At 47.8% G+C, this 19,510-nt stretch carries 16 protein-coding genes; 7 read left to right on the forward strand and 9 right to left on the reverse strand.

The genetic code is table 11. From position 1 onward, the window contains the following. Positions 1–134: 134 nt before the first annotated feature. Positions 135–782: a hypothetical protein gene (locus tag OU814_RS07440; protein ID WP_190650556.1), complete on the forward strand. Its 648-nt coding sequence runs from the start codon at positions 135–137 to the stop codon at positions 780–782. A 46-nt stretch (positions 783–828) separates the two neighbouring features. Here OU814_RS07440 and OU814_RS07445 read toward each other — a convergent pair whose 3' ends face one another. Then, on the reverse strand, positions 829–3,438 hold the full coding sequence (locus OU814_RS07445; RefSeq protein WP_268181622.1) for a CHAT domain-containing protein: 2,610 nt from the start codon (positions 3,436–3,438) through the stop codon (positions 829–831). A gap of 484 nt (positions 3,439–3,922) precedes the next feature. Between OU814_RS07445 and OU814_RS07450 the strand changes: the two genes are divergently transcribed. From OU814_RS07450 to OU814_RS07460, 3 genes are all read left to right on the forward strand, one after another. Next, positions 3,923–4,522, forward strand: a complete 600-nt coding sequence (locus OU814_RS07450) for a superoxide dismutase (RefSeq protein WP_017289583.1) — start codon at positions 3,923–3,925, stop codon at positions 4,520–4,522. A 175-nt stretch (positions 4,523–4,697) separates the two neighbouring features. Next, complete coding sequence (gene dxr, locus OU814_RS07455) at positions 4,698–5,870, forward strand: 1-deoxy-D-xylulose-5-phosphate reductoisomerase (RefSeq protein ID WP_268181624.1); 1,173 nt, start codon at positions 4,698–4,700, stop codon at positions 5,868–5,870. A gap of 198 nt (positions 5,871–6,068) precedes the next feature. Continuing rightward, positions 6,069–6,266: a hypothetical protein gene (locus tag OU814_RS07460; RefSeq protein WP_017289581.1), complete on the forward strand. Its 198-nt coding sequence runs from the start codon at positions 6,069–6,071 to the stop codon at positions 6,264–6,266. 114 nt (positions 6,267–6,380) lie between these two features. On the opposite strand, the gene OU814_RS07465 is transcribed toward OU814_RS07460, so the two are convergent. Continuing rightward, positions 6,381–7,355, reverse strand: coding sequence for a GH25 family lysozyme (locus OU814_RS07465; protein ID WP_017289580.1), 975 nt, complete (start codon positions 7,353–7,355; stop codon positions 6,381–6,383). Between the two features lie 88 nt (positions 7,356–7,443). After that, positions 7,444–8,364, reverse strand: coding sequence for an SGNH/GDSL hydrolase family protein (locus tag OU814_RS07470; RefSeq protein WP_268181627.1), 921 nt, complete (start codon positions 8,362–8,364; stop codon positions 7,444–7,446). A 206-nt stretch (positions 8,365–8,570) separates the two neighbouring features. Between OU814_RS07470 and OU814_RS07475 the strand changes: the two genes are divergently transcribed. Next, positions 8,571–8,711 (forward strand): hypothetical protein, encoded by a 141-nt coding sequence (locus tag OU814_RS07475; protein WP_026148803.1) that lies wholly within the window; start codon positions 8,571–8,573, stop codon positions 8,709–8,711. Positions 8,712–9,000: 289 nt separating this feature from the next. Here OU814_RS07475 and OU814_RS07480 read toward each other — a convergent pair whose 3' ends face one another. The 5 genes from OU814_RS07480 to OU814_RS07500 all read right to left on the reverse strand — a co-directional run bounded on the left by OU814_RS07480 (position 9,001) and on the right by OU814_RS07500 (position 14,997). Beyond that, on the reverse strand, positions 9,001–10,224 hold the full coding sequence (locus OU814_RS07480; RefSeq protein WP_268181629.1) for a sugar ABC transporter permease: 1,224 nt from the start codon (positions 10,222–10,224) through the stop codon (positions 9,001–9,003). After that, on the reverse strand, positions 10,221–11,039 hold the full coding sequence (locus OU814_RS07485; protein WP_017289575.1) for an ATP-binding cassette domain-containing protein: 819 nt from the start codon (positions 11,037–11,039) through the stop codon (positions 10,221–10,223). The genes OU814_RS07480 and OU814_RS07485 overlap by 4 nt, the downstream gene beginning before the upstream one ends. An 82-nt stretch (positions 11,040–11,121) precedes the next feature. Then, the gene (locus OU814_RS07490) at positions 11,122–12,270 is read right to left on the reverse strand and encodes an ABC transporter substrate-binding protein (protein WP_268181632.1); all 1,149 of its coding nucleotides are present in this window, start codon (positions 12,268–12,270) and stop codon (positions 11,122–11,124) included. A 58-nt stretch (positions 12,271–12,328) separates the two neighbouring features. Beyond that, a complete protein-coding gene (locus OU814_RS07495) occupies positions 12,329–13,960 on the reverse strand; it encodes an iron uptake porin (protein ID WP_268181634.1) in 1,632 nt (543 codons plus the stop codon). Positions 13,961–14,196: 236 nt separating this feature from the next. Beyond that, on the reverse strand, positions 14,197–14,997 hold the full coding sequence (locus OU814_RS07500; protein WP_239741197.1) for a cobyrinic acid a,c-diamide synthase: 801 nt from the start codon (positions 14,995–14,997) through the stop codon (positions 14,197–14,199). 284 nt (positions 14,998–15,281) lie between these two features. On the opposite strand from OU814_RS07500, the gene bchD reads away from it, so the two are divergent. Next, positions 15,282–17,318, forward strand: a complete 2,037-nt coding sequence (gene bchD / locus OU814_RS07505; RefSeq protein ID WP_017289571.1) for a magnesium chelatase ATPase subunit D — start codon at positions 15,282–15,284, stop codon at positions 17,316–17,318. Between the two features lie 628 nt (positions 17,319–17,946). On the opposite strand, the gene OU814_RS07510 is transcribed toward bchD, so the two are convergent. Next, entirely contained in the window at positions 17,947–18,558 is a 612-nt protein-coding gene (locus OU814_RS07510) for a peptidoglycan-binding domain-containing protein (protein WP_190711083.1), read from the reverse strand. Between the two features lie 94 nt (positions 18,559–18,652). Between OU814_RS07510 and OU814_RS07515 the strand changes: the two genes are divergently transcribed. Beyond that, entirely contained in the window at positions 18,653–19,495 is an 843-nt protein-coding gene (locus OU814_RS07515; protein WP_017289569.1) for an ADP-ribosylglycohydrolase family protein, read from the forward strand. Positions 19,496–19,510: the final 15 nt, after the last annotated feature.

A 19,510-nucleotide genomic window follows, 5' to 3' on the forward strand; every position in this document is an offset into this window, starting at 1 on the left:
GAATAAGACTATACAGTTTATGTCTTTAGATGGGTTGCGCGCGATCGCTGAATCGGGCATTATTAGCCAAATAAAGAAATTTTCTGTAGTACAATTTCAAACCGACTGTTGACGTTGAACGCAAGATACTCAATATGGGCAATCCATCCAACACCCTGAAATCTGTCACCCGCCCACACCCTGTGAGACAATCTGCACGTCAAAAAGCTGTGAAGCCGCCATCTACTGCAAAACGATCGACTTCTCGCTTCTTGCTGCACTTTGCCCAACGCCATCCCTTCATCTGCTTATTTGCAACTTGGGGTGCAATTCTGTACTTTGGCTGGCTCGCTGCTCGGGGACTGACCTACACCAATTCCGCTCCGCTTGAAACACCCAAACCTCAAGCCACTGCCAAAGCTCCACAAGCCAATTCGCACATCCCGACTCCTGCCAGCTCATTTGGACTATTAGCGATCGTCGCGGGCAGTTGCGCCTTGACTTCCGTCGTGCTGGCGAAGCAGTTGCGACCTGTGAAATCAAGCCCTAAAACCCCGGCAAGGTCTGTCGTCATTCAACCGAAACCTGTAAAATCGCGCGAAATGACCAGTTCACGCCGACCTCGGATGCCGATTCCGCAAGCGAATCTCCCAACGCCTCCAACTCGACAAGCTGCAGCAACTGCGAAAGCAACGTTCAAGCGATCGACTCCTCCGCCTGTCCCTATTTCTGAACAAGAGAATGCATTGGAAATGCAAGATCCTAGCTTGGCAGAAATGTTGGATATCCGTCGGCAAGCGTAATGCGGTTTGGATTGAGAAAAACCGAACAACAGAGAGTTTTGCTGTTTTATTTCACAGCAATCAATGCTTTCCAGTCGGCGATCGCAGCTTCACTCCAGAGCCAGTTCTTACTCAAGCCACTGATTTGAAAGTCCTGCCCTGCTTCTCGCAGTAAACGATCGCGGGTTGCTACTGCTTGCTGTCTCAGCTGATTGCGCTGATTTCCCGTCTGAGACTGCGCTGTTTTATTGGCAACTAATGCTAACCCAGCCAACGCCGTACGTCGATCCAGTTTGCCTGCATCTCCTGCCTGTGCTGCCAGCTTCTCAGCATTGAGCCAAGTTCTTCCGGCACGACCAAAATTACCTTGAGCGTAGTAAACAAACCCCAAAGCATTTAGCGTCTGAGGTGTACGATTCCCTGCCAGCGAGGTTTCAAAAAATCGCTGAGCATCATCTAATTTGTAATTGCTCTTCCTCGCCTGCACCGATTGCCAAGCAATTCGTCCCAATAGGAAATTCGCGGTTGGATTATCGCGTCGTTTGTCGGCAGGAACATTTTGAATCGCCGTCTCCGCAGCCACTAATTCACCATTATTCAGCAACTCTTCGATCGCATCTTGTCCCTGACGCAGATTTCCCTGAGCCAGTGCAGTCGTCGCAGTCGCAACCAGATTGTTCGATCGACTGACATTTGCGCCTGGAGATTGGTTGATCTGGCTGATATTGTCAATCAACTCACTTGGAGAAGGGGTCGTCGAAGCGCGCCAAGTCGAAAAGCCCCAAACTCCCAAAACAGCCGCCACAGCCGTTCCTAAAATACCAGCCACAATCCAAGGACGACGAGGACGCGGAGCAGAGGGCGCTTTCATCTCCCCGAAAATCCGATTCGGCATTGGCTCCTCGAAGGTCACATCCTCGACATGCAGTTCAGGCACAACGGGATTAGGTGACGGTTGTACTGCGCCGCCATTGCTCCCACTGCCCAAATTGTGCGCGGTTTCCAGTCGTTGCAGGTTGCGACGGGCATCGCTCAAACTCGGCTCATGCTGAAGTGCCATCTTGTAAGCCACGATCGCTTCTGTTGGACTGCCTAATTTTTCTAAGACGACGCCCATTTCACTGAAGGCTTCAGCGCATTGCGGATCAAGCTCGATCGCGCGACCATACGCAATGATTGCCCCCGTCAAATTCTCAGCTTGGGCGCGCATTCGACCGACTGCGAGGCAATCCTCGGGATTTTGCAGCGTTGATTCGTCAGTCGTCACTGAGAGTGGTTCAAAGAATGGTTCTGCGGCTCTAGCTTGAGAAAAAGGATTCTCGGTTGGCTCATGCAGCTCTTGCAGTAATTCGAGCACCGCTTGACGATCGCTATCTTCAGGATCAGCAAATTCTAAATCGTCAAACAACATTTCCGCCTCGTCTAAATCAGCGGGATCATTTGCGATCGCGAGGGGATCAAATGCAAAATTTGCGGGTTGCGGCTCTGGTCCTGCATTCGTCATTGAAGGCAGCGCAGTCGGTTGCAGATAGCCATCAAAATCAGGATGCAGATAAAGGATCGGCAATGCCCAATACAACTGATTTGAGCCATAAGATGACAGCAATCCTTGACGCGCTCGGCTGAGACTTAAATCGATCGGATAGCGCTGCTTCAAATTGCGATAAAACAAGCGGCTAAGCGTCAATGCCACATCGTCTGGAATGCGTTCTGCCATTGCCAAAACCGCCGGAATTCCCCGCTTCAGCAAGGCATCGGTTAAATTGCTCGACTCCGTTTCATTCGTTGGATCAGCGGTCGCCGTATAAACCCCTCGGCAAGAATTAAACACTGCCATACGAATGCCATTATTCACAAGCAATCCAGCCAGATCATCGCCGCTGAGAACCTCAGTCAGTCCAGTACGATCGCTGACGAGATATAAATCTCCGCCTGCCAAACCTAAATTGCTGTGACCCGCATAATGCAAGACCTGATAATGCCCTTGCTCCAACGCTTGCGTCAATTGCTCACGTCCAGGCTGATCCAAAATCGTCAGGTCAATTTTGCCATTTGCCTCTTCTTTCAATTCATCGCGCAAATGATTCGCTTCTCGGCGGAGTTCCAAGACTTCTTGATCCGTCGGGGCCGCCAAAACCATGAGAATTCTCAGCGGCTGATTGGCATCGATTACCGTCGCAGATCGATGTGGCTGCAAAATCGTCCCCATCGGCGCAAATGCCGCCTGATAGCGTGAAAACACGACATCGGTTCCCGTGGCTAAAGGACGTGCTCCCGCGTGCAGCACTTCCCAGGGCAAACGCGGCAAGCGATCGCCTTTCAGTCCTAATCGTAATCTCAAGCCTTCGCGGCGATTTTGTGCAATCCCCTGCGCCGTTACCCAGCTATCTCGAATCGTTCCTTGAAATAGGGCATTGTAGAGTTTTTGCCCCAATTCCACTAAATTTGGAGAAAGGGCATCACTGCCCGTTGCCGATGGACTGAGCGATCCCATTCTGCCCCGCAGAATTCCCAACAGCGGATCGTGCATCAATTGACGTGCCTGTTCGAGCCACTCTTCGACTTGCCAAGTGACGAGTTCCTCCGCCAAAGGAACGCCCGGTGAGACGCGCTCTGTTCTCACCAAATATTCATCGCCCCGAACTGGCGTAACAGAAATGTAGAACTCCTGATTCACTCGACACCCTCCGTCAACCTGACTGGTTTCGACTTGCCCCCACCTGAAGACAATTCGATCCTAATTTCTAATAACCGCACATGATCGTCATCGGTCAGGGAAAATTCTGAATTTACACGATCACACCTATTAGCATTGCAAATTTTGACGCGATCGATAGCAAAGTCATTGGCATCCTGACGAACAACTCCACGAGTAGACTGAACGTTTACTTAAACGTTACTGAAAGTTCAAGAAAACTTTGTCTCATCTTTAAGTATTCCCACCCAGAGTCTCCGGAGAACAAGCGTAAATTCTAGGAAGAAGGAATGGTAGATGCACCCTGATTTATTGCCCTCGTCCATGCCTAGTGGACAGGGCTTTTTTGGTTTTCGGTGTGATTCTAACCTTGCCCCCTCGCTTTTGAGATAGAATTTTCAGGGTTAAGTAATGTTTCTGCCCCGCAATCGACGGCAGATTTTAGATCTAGAGAGGAACTGGACACATGGCATTCACACAACCCCCTTTACCGTTTCCAAAAGATGCACTTGAGCCATATGGCATGAAGGCAGAAACATTTGATTATCACTACGGCAAGCATCATGCAGCTTACGTTACCAACTTGAATAAGTTGGTAGAAGGAACGCCGATGGAAAGCCTATCGCTAGAAGATGTGATCAAACAGTCGTTTGGGGATTCCTCGAAAGTGGGCGTATTTAACAATGCGGCTCAAGTTTGGAACCACACCTTCTTCTGGAATTGCCTGAAAGCAGGCGGCGGTGGCGCACCGACAGGTGAACTGGCAGCCAAAATCGATGCTGCATTCGGTAGCCTTGACAAGTTCAAAGAAGAGTTTAGCAATGCGGCTGCAACTCAATTTGGCAGTGGTTGGGCATGGTTGGTAGACGATGGCGGTACGCTAAAAGTGACCAAAACTCCGAATGCAGAGAATCCTCTGGTGCATGGTCAAAAGCCTTTGTTGACGTTGGATGTTTGGGAACACGCTTACTACTTGGATTTCCAAAATGCACGTCCTGCCTTCATCAAGAACTTCTTGGATAATTTGGTCAACTGGGATTTTGTCGCTCAGAACTTAGCTGCTTAAAAACAGATTGGTCAGAATTGTGATGAAGAGTGAGGTGAGTTTTCTGCCTCACTCTTTTTTTTAGGGAAGCAAGACGAGGCTGAGGATTTCTGTCAGTCGTATCGTCAGGGTTTGAATTTTCCTTTGATCCCCGTAAGCCCGTAAAATACGGAATGAAGTGTCAAACAACTAACCCGTGAAAGCAATCACCCTCCTTGGTTCAACCGGATCGATCGGGACACAAACGCTGGATATCGTATCCGAGCATCCCGATCAGTTTCGCATTGTCGGAATGGCGGCCGGGCGGAATGTCGAACTCTTTGCCCAACAAATTCGCACTTTTCGTCCCGAAATTGTTGCGATTTGTGATGAGAGCAAATTGACCGAATTGAAAGACGCGATCGCGGACTTGACTCCACAGCCGATTATCTTATCTGGCGAATCTGGAGTGGTGGATGTGGCGCGCTACGGCGATGCAGAATCAGTTGTGAGCGGGATTGTGGGATGTGCGGGATTGTTGCCGACTCTAGCCGCGATCGCAGCCGGGAAAAACATTGCCTTAGCCAACAAAGAAACCATCATTGCAGGCGCGCCTGTGGTGCTGCCCTTGATGAAAAAACATGGCGTGAAGATGCTGCCTGCGGATTCAGAACATTCTGCCATCTTCCAATGTTTGCAAGGTGTACCTGAGGGAGGTCTGAGAAAAATTATTCTTACCGCTTCAGGTGGTTCGTTCCGCGATTTGCCCGTGGAAAAGCTCGCATCGGTCACGGTTGCAGATGCGCTCAAACACCCGAATTGGTCAATGGGACGCAAAATCACGATCGATTCTGCCACGCTGATGAACAAAGGCTTAGAAGTGATCGAAGCTCATTATCTATTCGGCGTGGACTATGACGATATCGAAATTGTGATTCATCCACAGAGCATTATTCACTCTTTGATTGAGTTGCAAGATACTTCGGTGTTAGCTCAACTGGGGTGGGCAGATATGCGCTTGCCTTTGTTGTATTCCTTGTCTTATCCCGATCGCGTTCCGACCAACTGGGAACGCTTAGATCTCGTGAAGCTCGGAACCTTAACCTTCCGTGCGCCGGATCACGCGAAGTATCCTTGCATGAAGCTTGCTTATGCAGCAGGTCGAGCAGGTGGCTGTATGCCTGCGGTCTTGAATGCAGCCAATGAACAAGCAGTCGCACTCTTTTTAGAAGAAAAAATTGGCTTCTTGGACATTCCGCGCTTGATTGAAGCAACCTGCGATCGTTACACCACTCAAAACCGCTCAACCCCAACGCTTGAAGAGATTCTAGCTGCGGACGCATGGGCACGTGAAACCGTTGTAGCAACTAGCCAACTTGTCCAAGTTTAGCGATCGTAACTTTACTATGGTAAGCGAGAATTCGTGCAATCAAAATCTGCTTAAGAAAGCAATAAAACCCTGACATCTTAACGCTTTCTTTTAGTCAAACAATATTTTGAGGTGCCATACTGGGGAGCAGTTTCTCAATCTCATCCCTTGGATAGGTGACTGTCCGATTTTCTGCCCCCTCGCTTACTCACACATCGCATGAATTCCTTCAACCATTTCCCCTGGTGGGACTATCTCAATCAACATTTATTCGATTCCGAGCGCCCGTTTATTTGGAGCTTTGAGAAGTTCCGGCATGTGAATCGAGTACAGAAACTTGAACGCTGTTGGGAACAGTCAGAAGTTCGTCTATTAGAACGCTGTTGGCAACAAGAAACAGACGAAAAAAACTTCTAGCAGCCAAAGATTAATCCTTGCCAGTTCTATCGTTTGGCAAGGATTCTTTGTTTCAATGACTGATGACGATCGCGCTGGCTCTTGAGTAATTCACCCTAGTACTGCGGGTAGATTCTATGGCTGCCTCCACCGTCTAGCAAACTCATCCAAGGTCGATTTCGGAATTTGACTCTGTAACCATCTCAAAGATGAATCTTGATGAGCTGCACCTCGGTAGGATTTACAGACATTGATTAAATCGATGGGCAGCGGTGCAGGAGGAACGCTTGGGCTAGTTTTTTGCAGCGCACTCCAAGTCGCCGCTCCAACAATGCCATCAGTGAGTAAGCTCTTTGCTTTCTGAAAAGCAACAACCTGCGCTTTCGTTTTGGGTCCAAAATCTCCATCTGGTGTGCCTAGGTCAAAGCCTTGAGCTTTCAGTAAAGATTGCATTTCTTGAACGACATTGCCCTCACAGCCTTGTCTTAACGGAATGCGACCTTTCAACAGCTTTTGCAGTCCATCTAAATCCCCATTAAATTGATTGAGATCGACATTTCCAACAATGCCGCGTAGAGTTCCAGATTCCGAATATTGATGAAATACCCAAAGCTTCCAAGCTGAAGGAATATACGGTCTTCCAGGTGTCCCAAAGTTTGCGATCCACAGTGGGTATTCCGAGAATCTGGCGGTATTGCCAAGTTTATCTTCCCAGAACGAAGGATAAGTGTAGAGAATCGGTTTGCGTCCTGTTTTCGCTTCAATGATTTCTAACCATTTCAACGCTCGATCGATGACCACACTTGCACTCTGTCCATCATTGATCTCTAAATCGAGGACTGGAGGTAAATCGAAATCTTCGATCGTTTGCACTGTTTTCAAAAAGTTATCGGCTTGCTGAGCGGGATCTCGACCCGGACGAAAGAAGTGATATGCTCCGCGGACAATTCCGACCGATCGCATTCCTGCCCAATTTCGGGCGAACTTCTCATCGCGACTAGTGACACCTTCTGTCGCTTTCGCAAATCCATAAAAGACGCTTTGGCTCGCAACCGTTGCCCAGTTGACATCTTCTTGATAAGCCGAAATATCAATCCCTAATAGAGCCATTCTTCAAACCTCTGAAACCTTGCTGTACTAAATTCACGATCGATCAAGAACATTCCTCAAGCTTGCCGAAGATCATCGAAAAGATCGATTAAATTGCTTGAAGTAGCCATTCACTGACGATCTGATTCCCACCTTGACTTAAATGAATGTGATCTCGATAAAGTGTTTCTGGGGGAGCTGATTTTGCTGCGCCTGCAAAGATCGTTAGGAAATCAATGTACTTAATTTGCTCAGTTTGAGTCATATCCATTAATCGTTTTCGGGCAACAATTTCATAATCTCGCGAACCTGGCGGTGTTAATTCTCTCAACAACGGGGTCATTGCTAAGACGAATTTTGCATTGTTGCGATGTGCAAGGTCGCGAATTCCTCGAATCGCATCTAAGATTAAGCCGACGCGATCGCCGCCTTCAGCCTGGATTTTTTTGAATGCTTCGGGCATGGCGGGCGCAGGTAAAAGGTATCGATCGAGGACTTCTTGAATTGCACTCATCGGTTTGCGATCGGGATAGTTGCGATCGCGTCCGACTCCTAAAGAGGTGGGCTGCGTTCCAAATAAATCGTCGGTATTGATGACTAAAATAATTACTTCTGCATTGAAAGTTCCGAATCGTTTGAGATACGCTAATTCATTCCGAGGCGACCAGGAATTTGCGGAAGCGTTTAGAACTTCAAGTTTGCCATTCGCAGCCGACGATCGCTGCATGAGTTCGGAAATGACATCTTTTTGATCTGTCCACCAGCCGCCGTTAATGATCGAATCTCCAAGCAGTAAAATTCGTTTCGCTTCAGGTTTCGGGGCGAAATTTGGCGATCGCATGGAAAATTGATTCGTCTCGATCCGGTTGCCAAACCGCTTGACCGACTGATTCGGAGCGAGCAGATAGCCAATCTCAGGATCAGCGACATAAAGCAGCGGATCGCCAAAACCAAAGAAAAGTCTCAGGGCGATTTCGAGCAGGATGAGAACGGTGGTCAGAAGCGCGATCGTGATGCTGAGCCAAGTCATTCCGGGGCAGTGTGTGATTTGCCCTACCATCTTGACCGCTGAGTGCAAAATTGATGCAAAAATTCGGTTAAGATTCGGAGATTATTTAAACTTATTTGAGCAGAAAGATAAAATAATGCTTGGGAAAGAAGGGTACAGAAAAATCTGTGAATTACCCTAAAGGAAAATCATCGACCTTTTACTAAACGTTACGGAGTGTTGCACTCATGTCAGACCTAAATCGTGGGATTATGAAGTTCGAGGGCGCAGACAGTCCGCTTGTGATTGCTATTTCTGCGGCTCTTATTCTCGGCAGTATCGGCGTGCTAATTTTATGGGCACTTCGCTCTGCCTACCTGTTAGGTTAGTTAGCTTGATTTCGTTTACTCAAAGATTAGAGAGCTTGCAGTCTGTAGGCTCTTTTTTATTTCTTATTTAGGGCGATTGCAAAGTTCTCGATGTTTCGGAATCAGCATTCGGATGTGCTCTATCGAGCATTTGGCTATTGCAGTCTTAAATCGGTTGGGGGAATAGGGGAATGGGGGAATGGGGAAGTATTTTCCCTATTCCCCCAAATTGCAAGATCTTACAAATCAAACAGGATTGCTATAGATCGATATCGCTTGAAATTCACGAACCAAGCTTTTGGTCTAAGCGCTATTTGCCTCGTATCGGATTCGATCGACGCACCAACGCATCTGCTGTTACTGCTAGAACTAGCACAATTCCCTGAACAATATTCTTTACACTCTGATCTTGGTTGAGCAAATCTAGTCCATTATCCAAACTTCCAATCACGAGCGCGCCTAAAATGACTGCCCAGACTGAGCCGCGACCGCCGAATAAACTAACCCCACCAATGACTGCTGCCGCGATCGCATTTAACAATAACGTTGCACTAATCTGAGTCGCGACTGCTGTACTCCGTGAAGTCAGCATAATTCCGGCGACTGCTGCTAGCATCGATGCCAATGTAAAGACTGCCATCTTCATGCCAATGACATTAATGCCCGCCCGTCTTGCCGCTTCTTCATTACCACCGACTGCATAAAGATGCCGACCAAACAGCGTTTTTCTCAGAACTAGCCAGAGCGCAACAACAATCCCAAGCGAAATCATCACCGATTGCGGCACACCTTGATAAGTCTGGAACAAGAACACGATCAGAAATACGATCGCGAAAATTGCCGCAACTTGAGCTAAAAGAGTTGGAGATCGTTTCACAGGCAATCCTGCTTGCAGCCGTTTCCGCCGTTCATACCACACCCCGATCGCATAAAGTGCCGCGAGCACAATCGGAATCCCCCAACCTAAAACCGGATTTAAATAAGTTGGAGCCAGCGATCGGATCACAGGATCACGAACAATCAGCGTGGTTTGTCGCCCTAGAACTAATAGCAAGAATCCAGCATATCCAATCGATCCTGCTAGGGTCACAATAAACGACGGGACGCGCAGAATTGCAATAAAAAAGCCGTTGACTAACCCAATGATTGCACCTGCGACTAACGCGGCTAAAATCGACGGAATTGCACCCCAGTTTTGATAGACCGAAAGCGTCGCCATGATTGCTGCACAAGCTTGTGCGACGGCTGCTAGGCTCAAATCAATCTCGCCGAGCAAAAGCACTAAAACAGCAGCAGTACTGAGAATACTAATTACAACAATCTGCTGAGTCAGATTCGTCAGATTCCGAGCTTGGAGAAAGATGCCACTCGTTGTAAGTTGAAAATATAGCGTGATCAATGCAAGCGTAACGAGAACGGGGATAAATCCTAGATCACCCCGCATCAGAGAACTTAAAGTAAATTTTGGTCGAGAACTTTGTGGATCGCTCATTTCAGCATTCACTGAAGATCGATCGTTCGCATCTGTTTTCATAATATTTCGGGTTGAGGATCGCGATATTCTGCGCCTGTGATGGCAGCAACAACTTGCTCTGATGTAGAACTCTGAATGTCAAACGTTGCACTTCGTTGTCCTAACCGCATGACAATCACGCGATCGCAGACTTCAAAGACATCATGTAAGTTATGCGAAATAACGACGACTGCTAAGCCTTGTTGTTTGAGCCGTTGGATCAAGTTGAGGACTTGGCGAGTTTGAGCCACGCCTAAAGCTGCGGTCGGTTCGTCGAGGAGAACAACTTTCGGCGATCGCAGAATCGTTTTCGCGACTGCAATACATTGCCGTTGTCCACCTGATAAGGCAGCAACCGGACGGCGAACCGATGGAATTTTCACATCCAGGAGTTTGAGAACCTCGATCGTGCGGCGCTCCATTTCAGTCTCATCGAGAACCTTGAGAACGCCTGGAATCAACCAGCGATAGGCTTCACGCCCTAACCAGAGATTGCCAACCACATCGAGATTGTCACAGAGCGCGAGGTCTTGATAAACCGTTTCGATGCCGAGACGGGTCGCATCTTGAGGAGAAGCGATCGAGACTCGCTCTCCGTTGAGAAAAATTTCACCCGAATCCGGCACATAAGCGCCTGACATGGTTTTCACGAGCGTAGACTTTCCTGCCCCGTTATCGCCAACTAAACCCACGACTTCGCCCGCATAGACTTCAAAATCGACATTCTTGAGAGCTTGTACCCCTCCAAAAGATTTGCAGATGTTGCGGAGTTCTAGCGTCGGTCGAGTTGAGCTTGAAGACGCTTCTGATTGTGTTGATAAAACTGAGTTACTCATAGAGATGTTGTAGTTGCAAGAATTCTATGTAAACGAGAAGTTGGAGTTCTGAAAAAACTCCAACTTCCGAGGATCTCAGCTTTTAACTTCTACAAAGTCCAGTTGTATCCCCATTTAGCCCATTGCAGACCTGCTCCTTCTTCAAGAATCCATCTGCAAAAACTGTCTGCTGAACATTCGTCTTATCGACTGCGATCGGAGCAAGCAAGACTGATTTCACTTGTCCTCCGCCCTGCTGCAAATTCGTCTGTCCGTTCACCAAACTTCCTGGATCAGTGCCATTGCTCAAAGCCGCAACTAATTGCGCCGTTGCCTCCGCTTCTTTTGCGATCGGCTTATAAATCGTCATCGCCTGATCGCCTGTCAGAATATTCTGAATGCCCGTCAAAGTTGCATCCTGACCTGTGACTAGCACTTTGCCATCTAGCTTCTGCGCTCTCAATGCCGCAATGACCGTATTGGCTAAACCATCATTGGCAACATAAGCCGCTTGAACATTGTTCTTTTGCTGCGTCAACACCCCTTCCATCAATGATTGCGCTCTCGCACTATCCCAGTTCGGCGTGTATTGATCAAACACCAAATTTAAGTCTTTACTATCAACTAATGGCTGCAAAGCTTTCAATGCTCCTTCTCGGAACTGCAACGCATTGCTATCCGTTTGTGAACCATTGATCATGACTAGATTCGCGCCGCGCTTTAAGCCGTAAGCTCCCTTGCGATACTGATCAGCAATGTACTGTCCTTGCAGTTCACCGACTCGTACATTGTCGAATGAGACATAGTAAGCCACATCTGGATCTTGAATTAAGCGATCGTATGCAATCACTGGAACCTGACTGGCTTTTGCTTTTTGCACGATCGCAGATGCTTTCTCACTGTCATTGGGATCAACAACGAGAATACAAGCGCCTTTGGTCAAAGCTGCATCCGCTTGATTTTGTTGAGTGTCTGCATTGTTATTCGCATTGGCATATTGAATGGTTGCGTCAGGCAAGACCTTCTTGATTTCCCGCTCTAACAAAGGACGATCGTATGCTTCATAGCGCGCTGAAGAATCTGATTCAGGCAAAAGAATTCCAATGTTTTTACAGCCTTTCGCAGCAGTGAAGCTGGCTGAAGTTGCGGGCGCATTATTTGCAGTGGGTGTATTTGAATTGCTGCAAGCTGAAAAAAACAACAGACCGAGTAAAGGAAGAAATTTAGAAGTTGCTTTGAGAATTACGTTCATAGCTGTGTGTCCTAAAGGTCAAAACTAGGAGCACTCTCTGCTCCTAGTTTGAGATCTACTAAAAAGAGAAAACTGTCCGAACAACACCAATCACCGCATCGTTATTGTTCTCGTTGTAGTCTGGATTCGTCACCCAGATCACACCGGGTGTGATCGAAATGTTGTCATTGATGCGATAGCGGTAGAACGCTTCTAAGTGCAGAGAAGTATCGCGATCGCGAAATCCTAAATCACTCCGCGTCAATTTTGGCTCTTGTCCAACCAATAAGCCTCCCAAATTGCCCTGCTTAAACAAGTCAGGGAACGCCAAAGTCACCGCCCAGTTCCAAACATCTCCACGCCCGCGCCCAATATAATTATGATTGGCATAGCCAACCCATCCACCTAGCGCAAACTTCGGTGACACCTGGAAGTTTCCAGAAATTCCATAGGCGTTGATACTCACCGCACTATCGAAGTTACTATTTGCGAGATTACTTCCCGTTGCACTCAGGTTAAACGGATCATCCGGCTGAAGATTCGCACCAAATGGAGCATACGCATTGATGTAAGTAAACCCAATCCGTGAACTTGGACTCAAGTTAAGGATCAACTGCGCCAGCGCCCCATATTGACCATTAAACAAGCCGTTTTTATCAGTGGGAATCGAAGCATTCGGAACGAGATAGCCTAAGTTGACCTCAGCCGCTGTCCCAATCCTTTGACGCACACCAATCCCTGCTCCGCCCGAATAGTTGTAGATCGGATTCCGCAAGCCAAACAGGGAGACTGCACCGCCATCAAAGTAAGGATTAAGCTGTGAAGACGCATCCAAGTCTACAAAGCCATTTCCGGTTGCTGCTAAATAGACATCCGTGCTCTCTGTCAATGGGAAGCGGTAGCGGAGGAGTGCAATACTCGCTGACCCACCACTATCTCCATCAAACTCTAGTCGCCCCATGTTCGTACCGAGTACTCCTAAGCCGCGCACTCCGGTCGGACTCGTGGCATCTTGAGTCGTCTGCCCCAAGGGCGTAATGTTGTTTGCCTGAATTCGAGTCGTGAGCAAATCTCGCCCAGAAAAGCTGGTATTGAGATTCAACCGCACTCGATAACCAAGCGTTGGATTTCGCTCGGCTTCGGTTCCATTGGCATTGTCTCCACTGACTACACTGGAAGCGGCAATGATCACTTCACCTTGAAGTTTTGTGGTCGTTGAGAATTGTTGCCTTTCTAACGTCCCAGTACGAGCTTCCAATGCATCGACTCGTCCGCGCAAGGTTGCAAGTTCAGTTGCAAATTCTTGCTGAAGCCTTTGCAGCGTTGCGAGGTCTTCTTTCTTGACTAAATCTGCCGTTGAAGCTGCGATTAGCTCGTTGACGCGATCGAGACAAGCATTCAATCCTGCCGCGAACTCAAATCGGGTCAAAGCCCGATTGCCGCGATACGTGCGATCGGGATATCCCGCAATACAGCCATAGCGTTCGACTAAAGACTGCAAAGCCTGAAAAGCCCAATCCGTCGGTCGAACATCCGATAACTGCGAAACCGAGGTCACTTGTCCTGCATTATTGTCAATGGTTTGAGGATTTGCAGGAACGATTGGGGGAATTTGAGCAACAAGATTAGGGGTTTCCGCAGCACGAACACTAATGGCTGAAACAAGAAGTGAACTAACAGTAACAGCACAGGTTAATAAATGAAGTTTCACAAGTCATCCTCACAGTAAAAAATTGACCCCGCAGCAAAGTGCAGCACCAAAAATAAGCTGAATTTCAACCGAATAAAATTCCAGAATGACGATCACCAACTCTGTTGCTTTATGAGAAGTATGAGAGTGATCCTGATAGGTTTGAGATTAATTTCTTTTGGCAAACGATTTCGTCTATCTGGAGACTGAACAGTCGAATTTACAGTGATATTTGAATTCAAATTTCTTTACAGTTTTCAGTAGGGGAAAACTGCTTCAGAATCGCGATTGAAAATATAATCATGATCAAATACGACTGCATCCGGATGCCGAATAACAGAGAAGCCAAACTGGATAATTGCTTCAGTTGTAAACGTTGCGATCGCGAGTTCTATCAATTTTTTATCTGATATACTGGGTCGCTCGACAAAGTAGTCACGGCGGGCAAAAAAGAGCTTTTCGTCTCTTGGCACAATGATCTGATTAAGCCGATGAGTGCGCTGAATTGGTTTTAAATACAGTGTGATAAATTCTTCTTGATTATGTTGCAATCTGTAAAGTCTTTCGTGTTGTAACCAGCTCATCCGAAACAATAATTTAACCAATTCAAAGCCTAGAACATAGTTAAAAATATTATTTCTTTCTTCAGTACTGACGACGACACGGAGTGCTGATTCTAAAATTAATTCCGGTTGCCTTCTCGCATCTTGAGCAGAATGAATATAGAACTGTCGAATATATCCTCTTAATAAGCGTTCAGATAGCTCAGTGGTAATGTGAAAGCGATCGAGATTATTTTTGACTTTCTGCCGAATCTCATGATTTTCGATCAGCTTAGAAATTAGTCCATTTGCCGTATATTCATCTAAAAATTCAGCTTGCACCTCTGGCGAAGCTGCACACAGCAAGTGACAGAGCGAAAGCACATAGCGTCGCTGATTCCACGGCAAACTTTCCGCCCACTGTTTTGCTTCGGGCGGTAGCTTGTCGAGAACGTTTTCGATCGCATCAGCATTTGCAGGATGAGTCATTCGACGATCGGAGAAAGCAGGAAACATTCAATCAGTGTGCCCAAAAAAAGCAGCGACATGATGTCGCTGCTGTAAAGAGGTATTTTCTTGATTTGTGTACAGATCACTGTACGAGCAGTTGTCGTGCAATGACGAACAGTCTTTACGATTTCCAGGAGGCTCTTAGCCCTTGCTTCGGGGCAGTCCTTCTCGATTCACTATAAAAAGTTTCGCGATCTAGGACTTCACCTGATCGGATTACCTGACCGGGCGAGTTCGCGTAACTTCCCGGATCTTGGTATTGTGGATCAAGATAAATATCCGAAATTTCAATGCCTTCTACGATCGACTCCCAAGTGACTGCTTTTCCTCTTGCTGCCGTTGTCGGGCAGGAAGCGATCAAATTAGCGCTGCTGCTGGCAGCGGTTGATCCAGGCTTAGGTGGCGTGGTGATTGCTGGACGACGCGGCACAGCAAAATCCGTCATGGCACGCGCGATTCATGCCTTATTGCCCCCGATCGAAGTGGTTCAAGATTCGATTAGTAACTGTGAACCTAATGCGATCTCCGAGTGGGATGATCTTACGCTGGAGAAATACGGCAGCACTGAAGAAGTGCCGACTGAAATTATTCGCGCACCCTTTGTGCAGATTCCTTTGGGGGTCACTGAAGATCGGTTGCTCGGTTCAGTTGATGTCAGCCAATCAATTAAGCAAGGTGAAACGGTTTTTCAGCCTGGGTTGTTGGCTGAAGCAAATCGAGGCGTATTGTACGTCGATGAAATTAATTTATTAGATGATCAAATCTCTAATTTATTGCTCTCTGTTCTGACCGATGGGCGCAATCAGATTGAGCGCGAAGGCATTAGCTTTCAACATCCTTGCCGACCTTTGCTGATTGCAACCTACAACCCGGAAGAAGGAAATTTAAGAGAGCATTTACTCGATCGCATTGCTATCTCACTTTCAGCCGACATGGTGTTGGGATTAGACGATCGCATTCAAGCCGTCGAACAAGCCACCCGCTATTCTGATTCGCCTCAGGCTTTCTTAACGCAGTACACCGAAGACATTGACGCACTGAAAACGCAGATTATTTTGGCTCGCGAATGGCTGAAAGATGTGCAGATTAGTGCAGAGCAAATTGAATATTTAGTCACTGAAGCCGTGCGAGGCGGTGTGCAAGGGCATCGAGCCGAATTGTTTGCTCTAAGAGTGGCAAAAGCTCATGCCGCTTTAGACGGGCGCACTGCTGTAAATGCTGAAGATTTGAGAAAAGCAGTTGAATTAGTGATCATTCCGCGATCGACGATCGTTCAACAAGCTCCCCCTGAAGAAGCGCCTCCTCCCCCTCCCCCGCCTCAAGATCAGTCGGATCAAGAGCAAGACCAGCAAGAAGACCAAGACGATCCAGAAGACGAATCGGAAGATCAACCCGAACAAGACACACCGAACATTCCCGAAGAGTTCGTGTTTGATCCTGAAGGAGTAATTCTCGATCCTGAAGTGCTCTATTTTGCTCAAATGGCAACACGGCAAGGAAAATCGGGAAGTCGCACGATCGTATTCTCAGAAGATCGAGGCAGATATATCAAACCGATGTTGCCCAAAGGCAAAGTGCGTCGGATTGCCGTCGATGCGACTTTGAGAACTGCGGCTCCTTATCAGCGATCGAGAAGACAACGCGCGGATCAAGTCCTACCCGGTCGTAAGCGAGTCTTCGTTGAAGAAAGTGACATTCGGGCGAAACGACTGGCTCGAAAGGCTGGAGCCTTGATTGTATTCGTGGTCGATGCGTCTGGCTCAATGGCACTGAATCGGATGAATGCTGCCAAAGGTGCAGTATTGCGCTTACTCACCGAGGCATATCAGAACCGAGATCAAATTTCGCTGATTCCCTTCCGAGGTGAGCAAGCTGAGGTCTTATTACCGCCAACGAGATCGATTGAAGCCGCAAAACGCAGACTCGATCGCTTACCGTGCGGCGGCGGTTCTCCCTTAGCACATGGCTTAACCCAGGCAGTTCGAGTCGGATTGAATGCAAAACAGTCCGGCGATATTGGACAAGTCGTGATTGTGGCAATTACCGATGGTCGAGGCAATATTCCGCTGGCGCGATCGCTCGGTGAAACTTTGCCCGAAGGTGAAAAGCCGGACATCAAAGGTGAACTGTTAGAGCTTGCCGCAAAAATTCGCGCCTTGGGGATTCAGTTGCTCGTCATTGACACCGAGAATAAATTTATCTCAACTGGATTCGCGAAAGAGTTGGCGAAGCAAGCAGGCGGAAAATATCATCATTTGCCGAAAGCCTCAGATGCCGCGATCGCAGGAGTTGCGCGCAATGCTATCTCAGATATTAAGACTCGTTAGTACGGAGTCCTGTCGTGCTAGTCGATTGAAACATCTCGGGTGATCGCCTCTCATGTTGGTGAAGCTCTAGCCCGAGAGAATGTTTTAAAAGTAATTTATGAAAAAGCCCTGGGGAAGTGGGGAGATGGGGAGAACCCAGACGCGGATCACTCTCTACCAGCTTTATTTGTAGTGAACAGCTAGAAACGCGCGAAGCTGAACTGCGGTAAACATGTCAAAGGGTCTGGCAAGTCGCCAAACCCTGAAAAAATGGTGGTCACTTAAGTTGTCAAGGTGTATCGAACAAACAACAAATAAGGTGGACAAAATCGCAAACAGTCTAATCAACAATCTCCCCGAATCAGCCGAACCAGGCTGTAGTTTTCGCTAGTTCAAATTTGCGACTCAAATAAAGCGGAATTGAAGTGAGAATCTTGAGTGCAGTTGAGACTAAGGTGAAGTTCGATCGGTGAAATATCTTTCAGGATTTGCGAGGGATTAAAGCGGGAGACACGGGCTTTAATCGGCTTGGGAGAAGGGTTTGAACTTCTCTTGTGTCTTGAATATAAAGTAGCATCCTCGTCCCCGAGTCGCGCACCTGTTTTACTAAAGTTCACTCCATGTTACCGATCGCAATATTTCTCTCAACCTACCGCAAAATCGCTGCCCAAGTTGCGCCGCCGACAATACCATCCGCTTCGAGTCCAAACTTCTGCTGTGCCGCTTTTACCGCTTCCTCGGTTCCGGCTCCAAAGACCCCATCGACTTCACCGTCATAAACGCCGATCGCTCTTAATCGACTCTGCAATCCCCGCACACTTTCACCCGTGGCTCCGCGTCTTAAAATTGGAAACTCGGTGGAAGCGGGTGCAGTAGTTTCAACCCGACGTGGCGCAGTGGGATCAGGATTCGCTGGGGGCGCGACAGGTTCATTGGAGGGAAATAAGCGATTCCAGGTCGCAGCGCCAACAATGCCATCTGCATCCAGTCCAGCGACTTGTTGAAAGCGTCGGACGGCTTGAGCAGTGCTTTCATCAAATACACCATTGACCGAGCCGCCATAATAGCCCAATAGCTTTAAGGTACTTTGCAATTCGGTGACATCTGCCCCTTGGCTTCCTAGGCGGATAATGTTTCGGGCTGGAGTCTGGCTCAATCCAGGATGGATAATCGTAGCCGTAAGAGCGATCGCGAGTGTGAAGAGAAACAGCGATTTGATAAATCGGGTTGGCATCATAGAAAGAAGTTGAAGACGAATCATGGGACGCATGGCGAGGAGCTAAAGTTGCAGAATAAAAACGGTGAGAAATGAACCAAATCAGCGAGAATTCTACACTAGGTTTCGGAAAATAATCATGCAATCTGCACTTCTCTATCGATTTCAAGCAACAATGATGGGCGCGATTATGGGAGAGATGATCGGCATTCAGGCATCGGGTCGCCTGCCGTCGCGTCACTATTCTCTAGAAGACCTAATGGAGTTTTATGCAGAATCTTTGATTGATCCCAGTCGTATCGAGAATTCTAGCGATCCGATTTTCCGAGAACCCCTGACGAATGCGGAAGCAGCGATCGCGCTTCTCCCCGTATTTTTGTATTTCCATGATGACTTTACAAAACTGCGGCAGAATCTCCAAACTGTTCTGAAAGTTTGGCAAAATTTGCTGATCTCAGAGTTGGATCTCTTAGCGATCGGATACACGATTGCTCAAGCCTTGAAAGGCGATCTCAATCCGCGCCGTTTAGTTTCTCCCATGTTTGAAGCATTGCTAGCTCCACCCGAAGGAATTCCCAGACTTCAGCGATTGCAGCAAGTGGAAACGATGGTGCAACAGAAAGTGGGATTAGAAGATGCGGTGCAGTTAATTCTGACCTTGAGTGAAGCGACGACTGGAGATGCCGCGATCGCACTTGCACTCTATTGTTTTCTCAGCACGGCAGGAGATTTTAGATTATCGATTTTGCGGGCGGCTCAGACGCGATATCAGGTTCCTGGAGTCACTGCTTTAACAGGTGCGCTATCGGGAGCATTGAATAGCACGATCGGTCTGCCTGCAGATTGGCGAATGACCTTGAATCAAGAGGAGCATATTCGCCAAATTTGTACGCGATTGTTAGCAAGCTGGTCGGGGATGTATCACTTGAATGATGAGAATATGCGATCGCCCAGTGCTCAGAGTATTACGGCTCCACGTTAGTGGGGAAATGGGGAG

This window comes from Leptolyngbya sp. GGD, assembly GCF_026735145.1.
Lineage (GTDB): Bacteria > Cyanobacteriota > Cyanobacteriia > Leptolyngbyales > Leptolyngbyaceae > Leptolyngbya > Leptolyngbya boryana.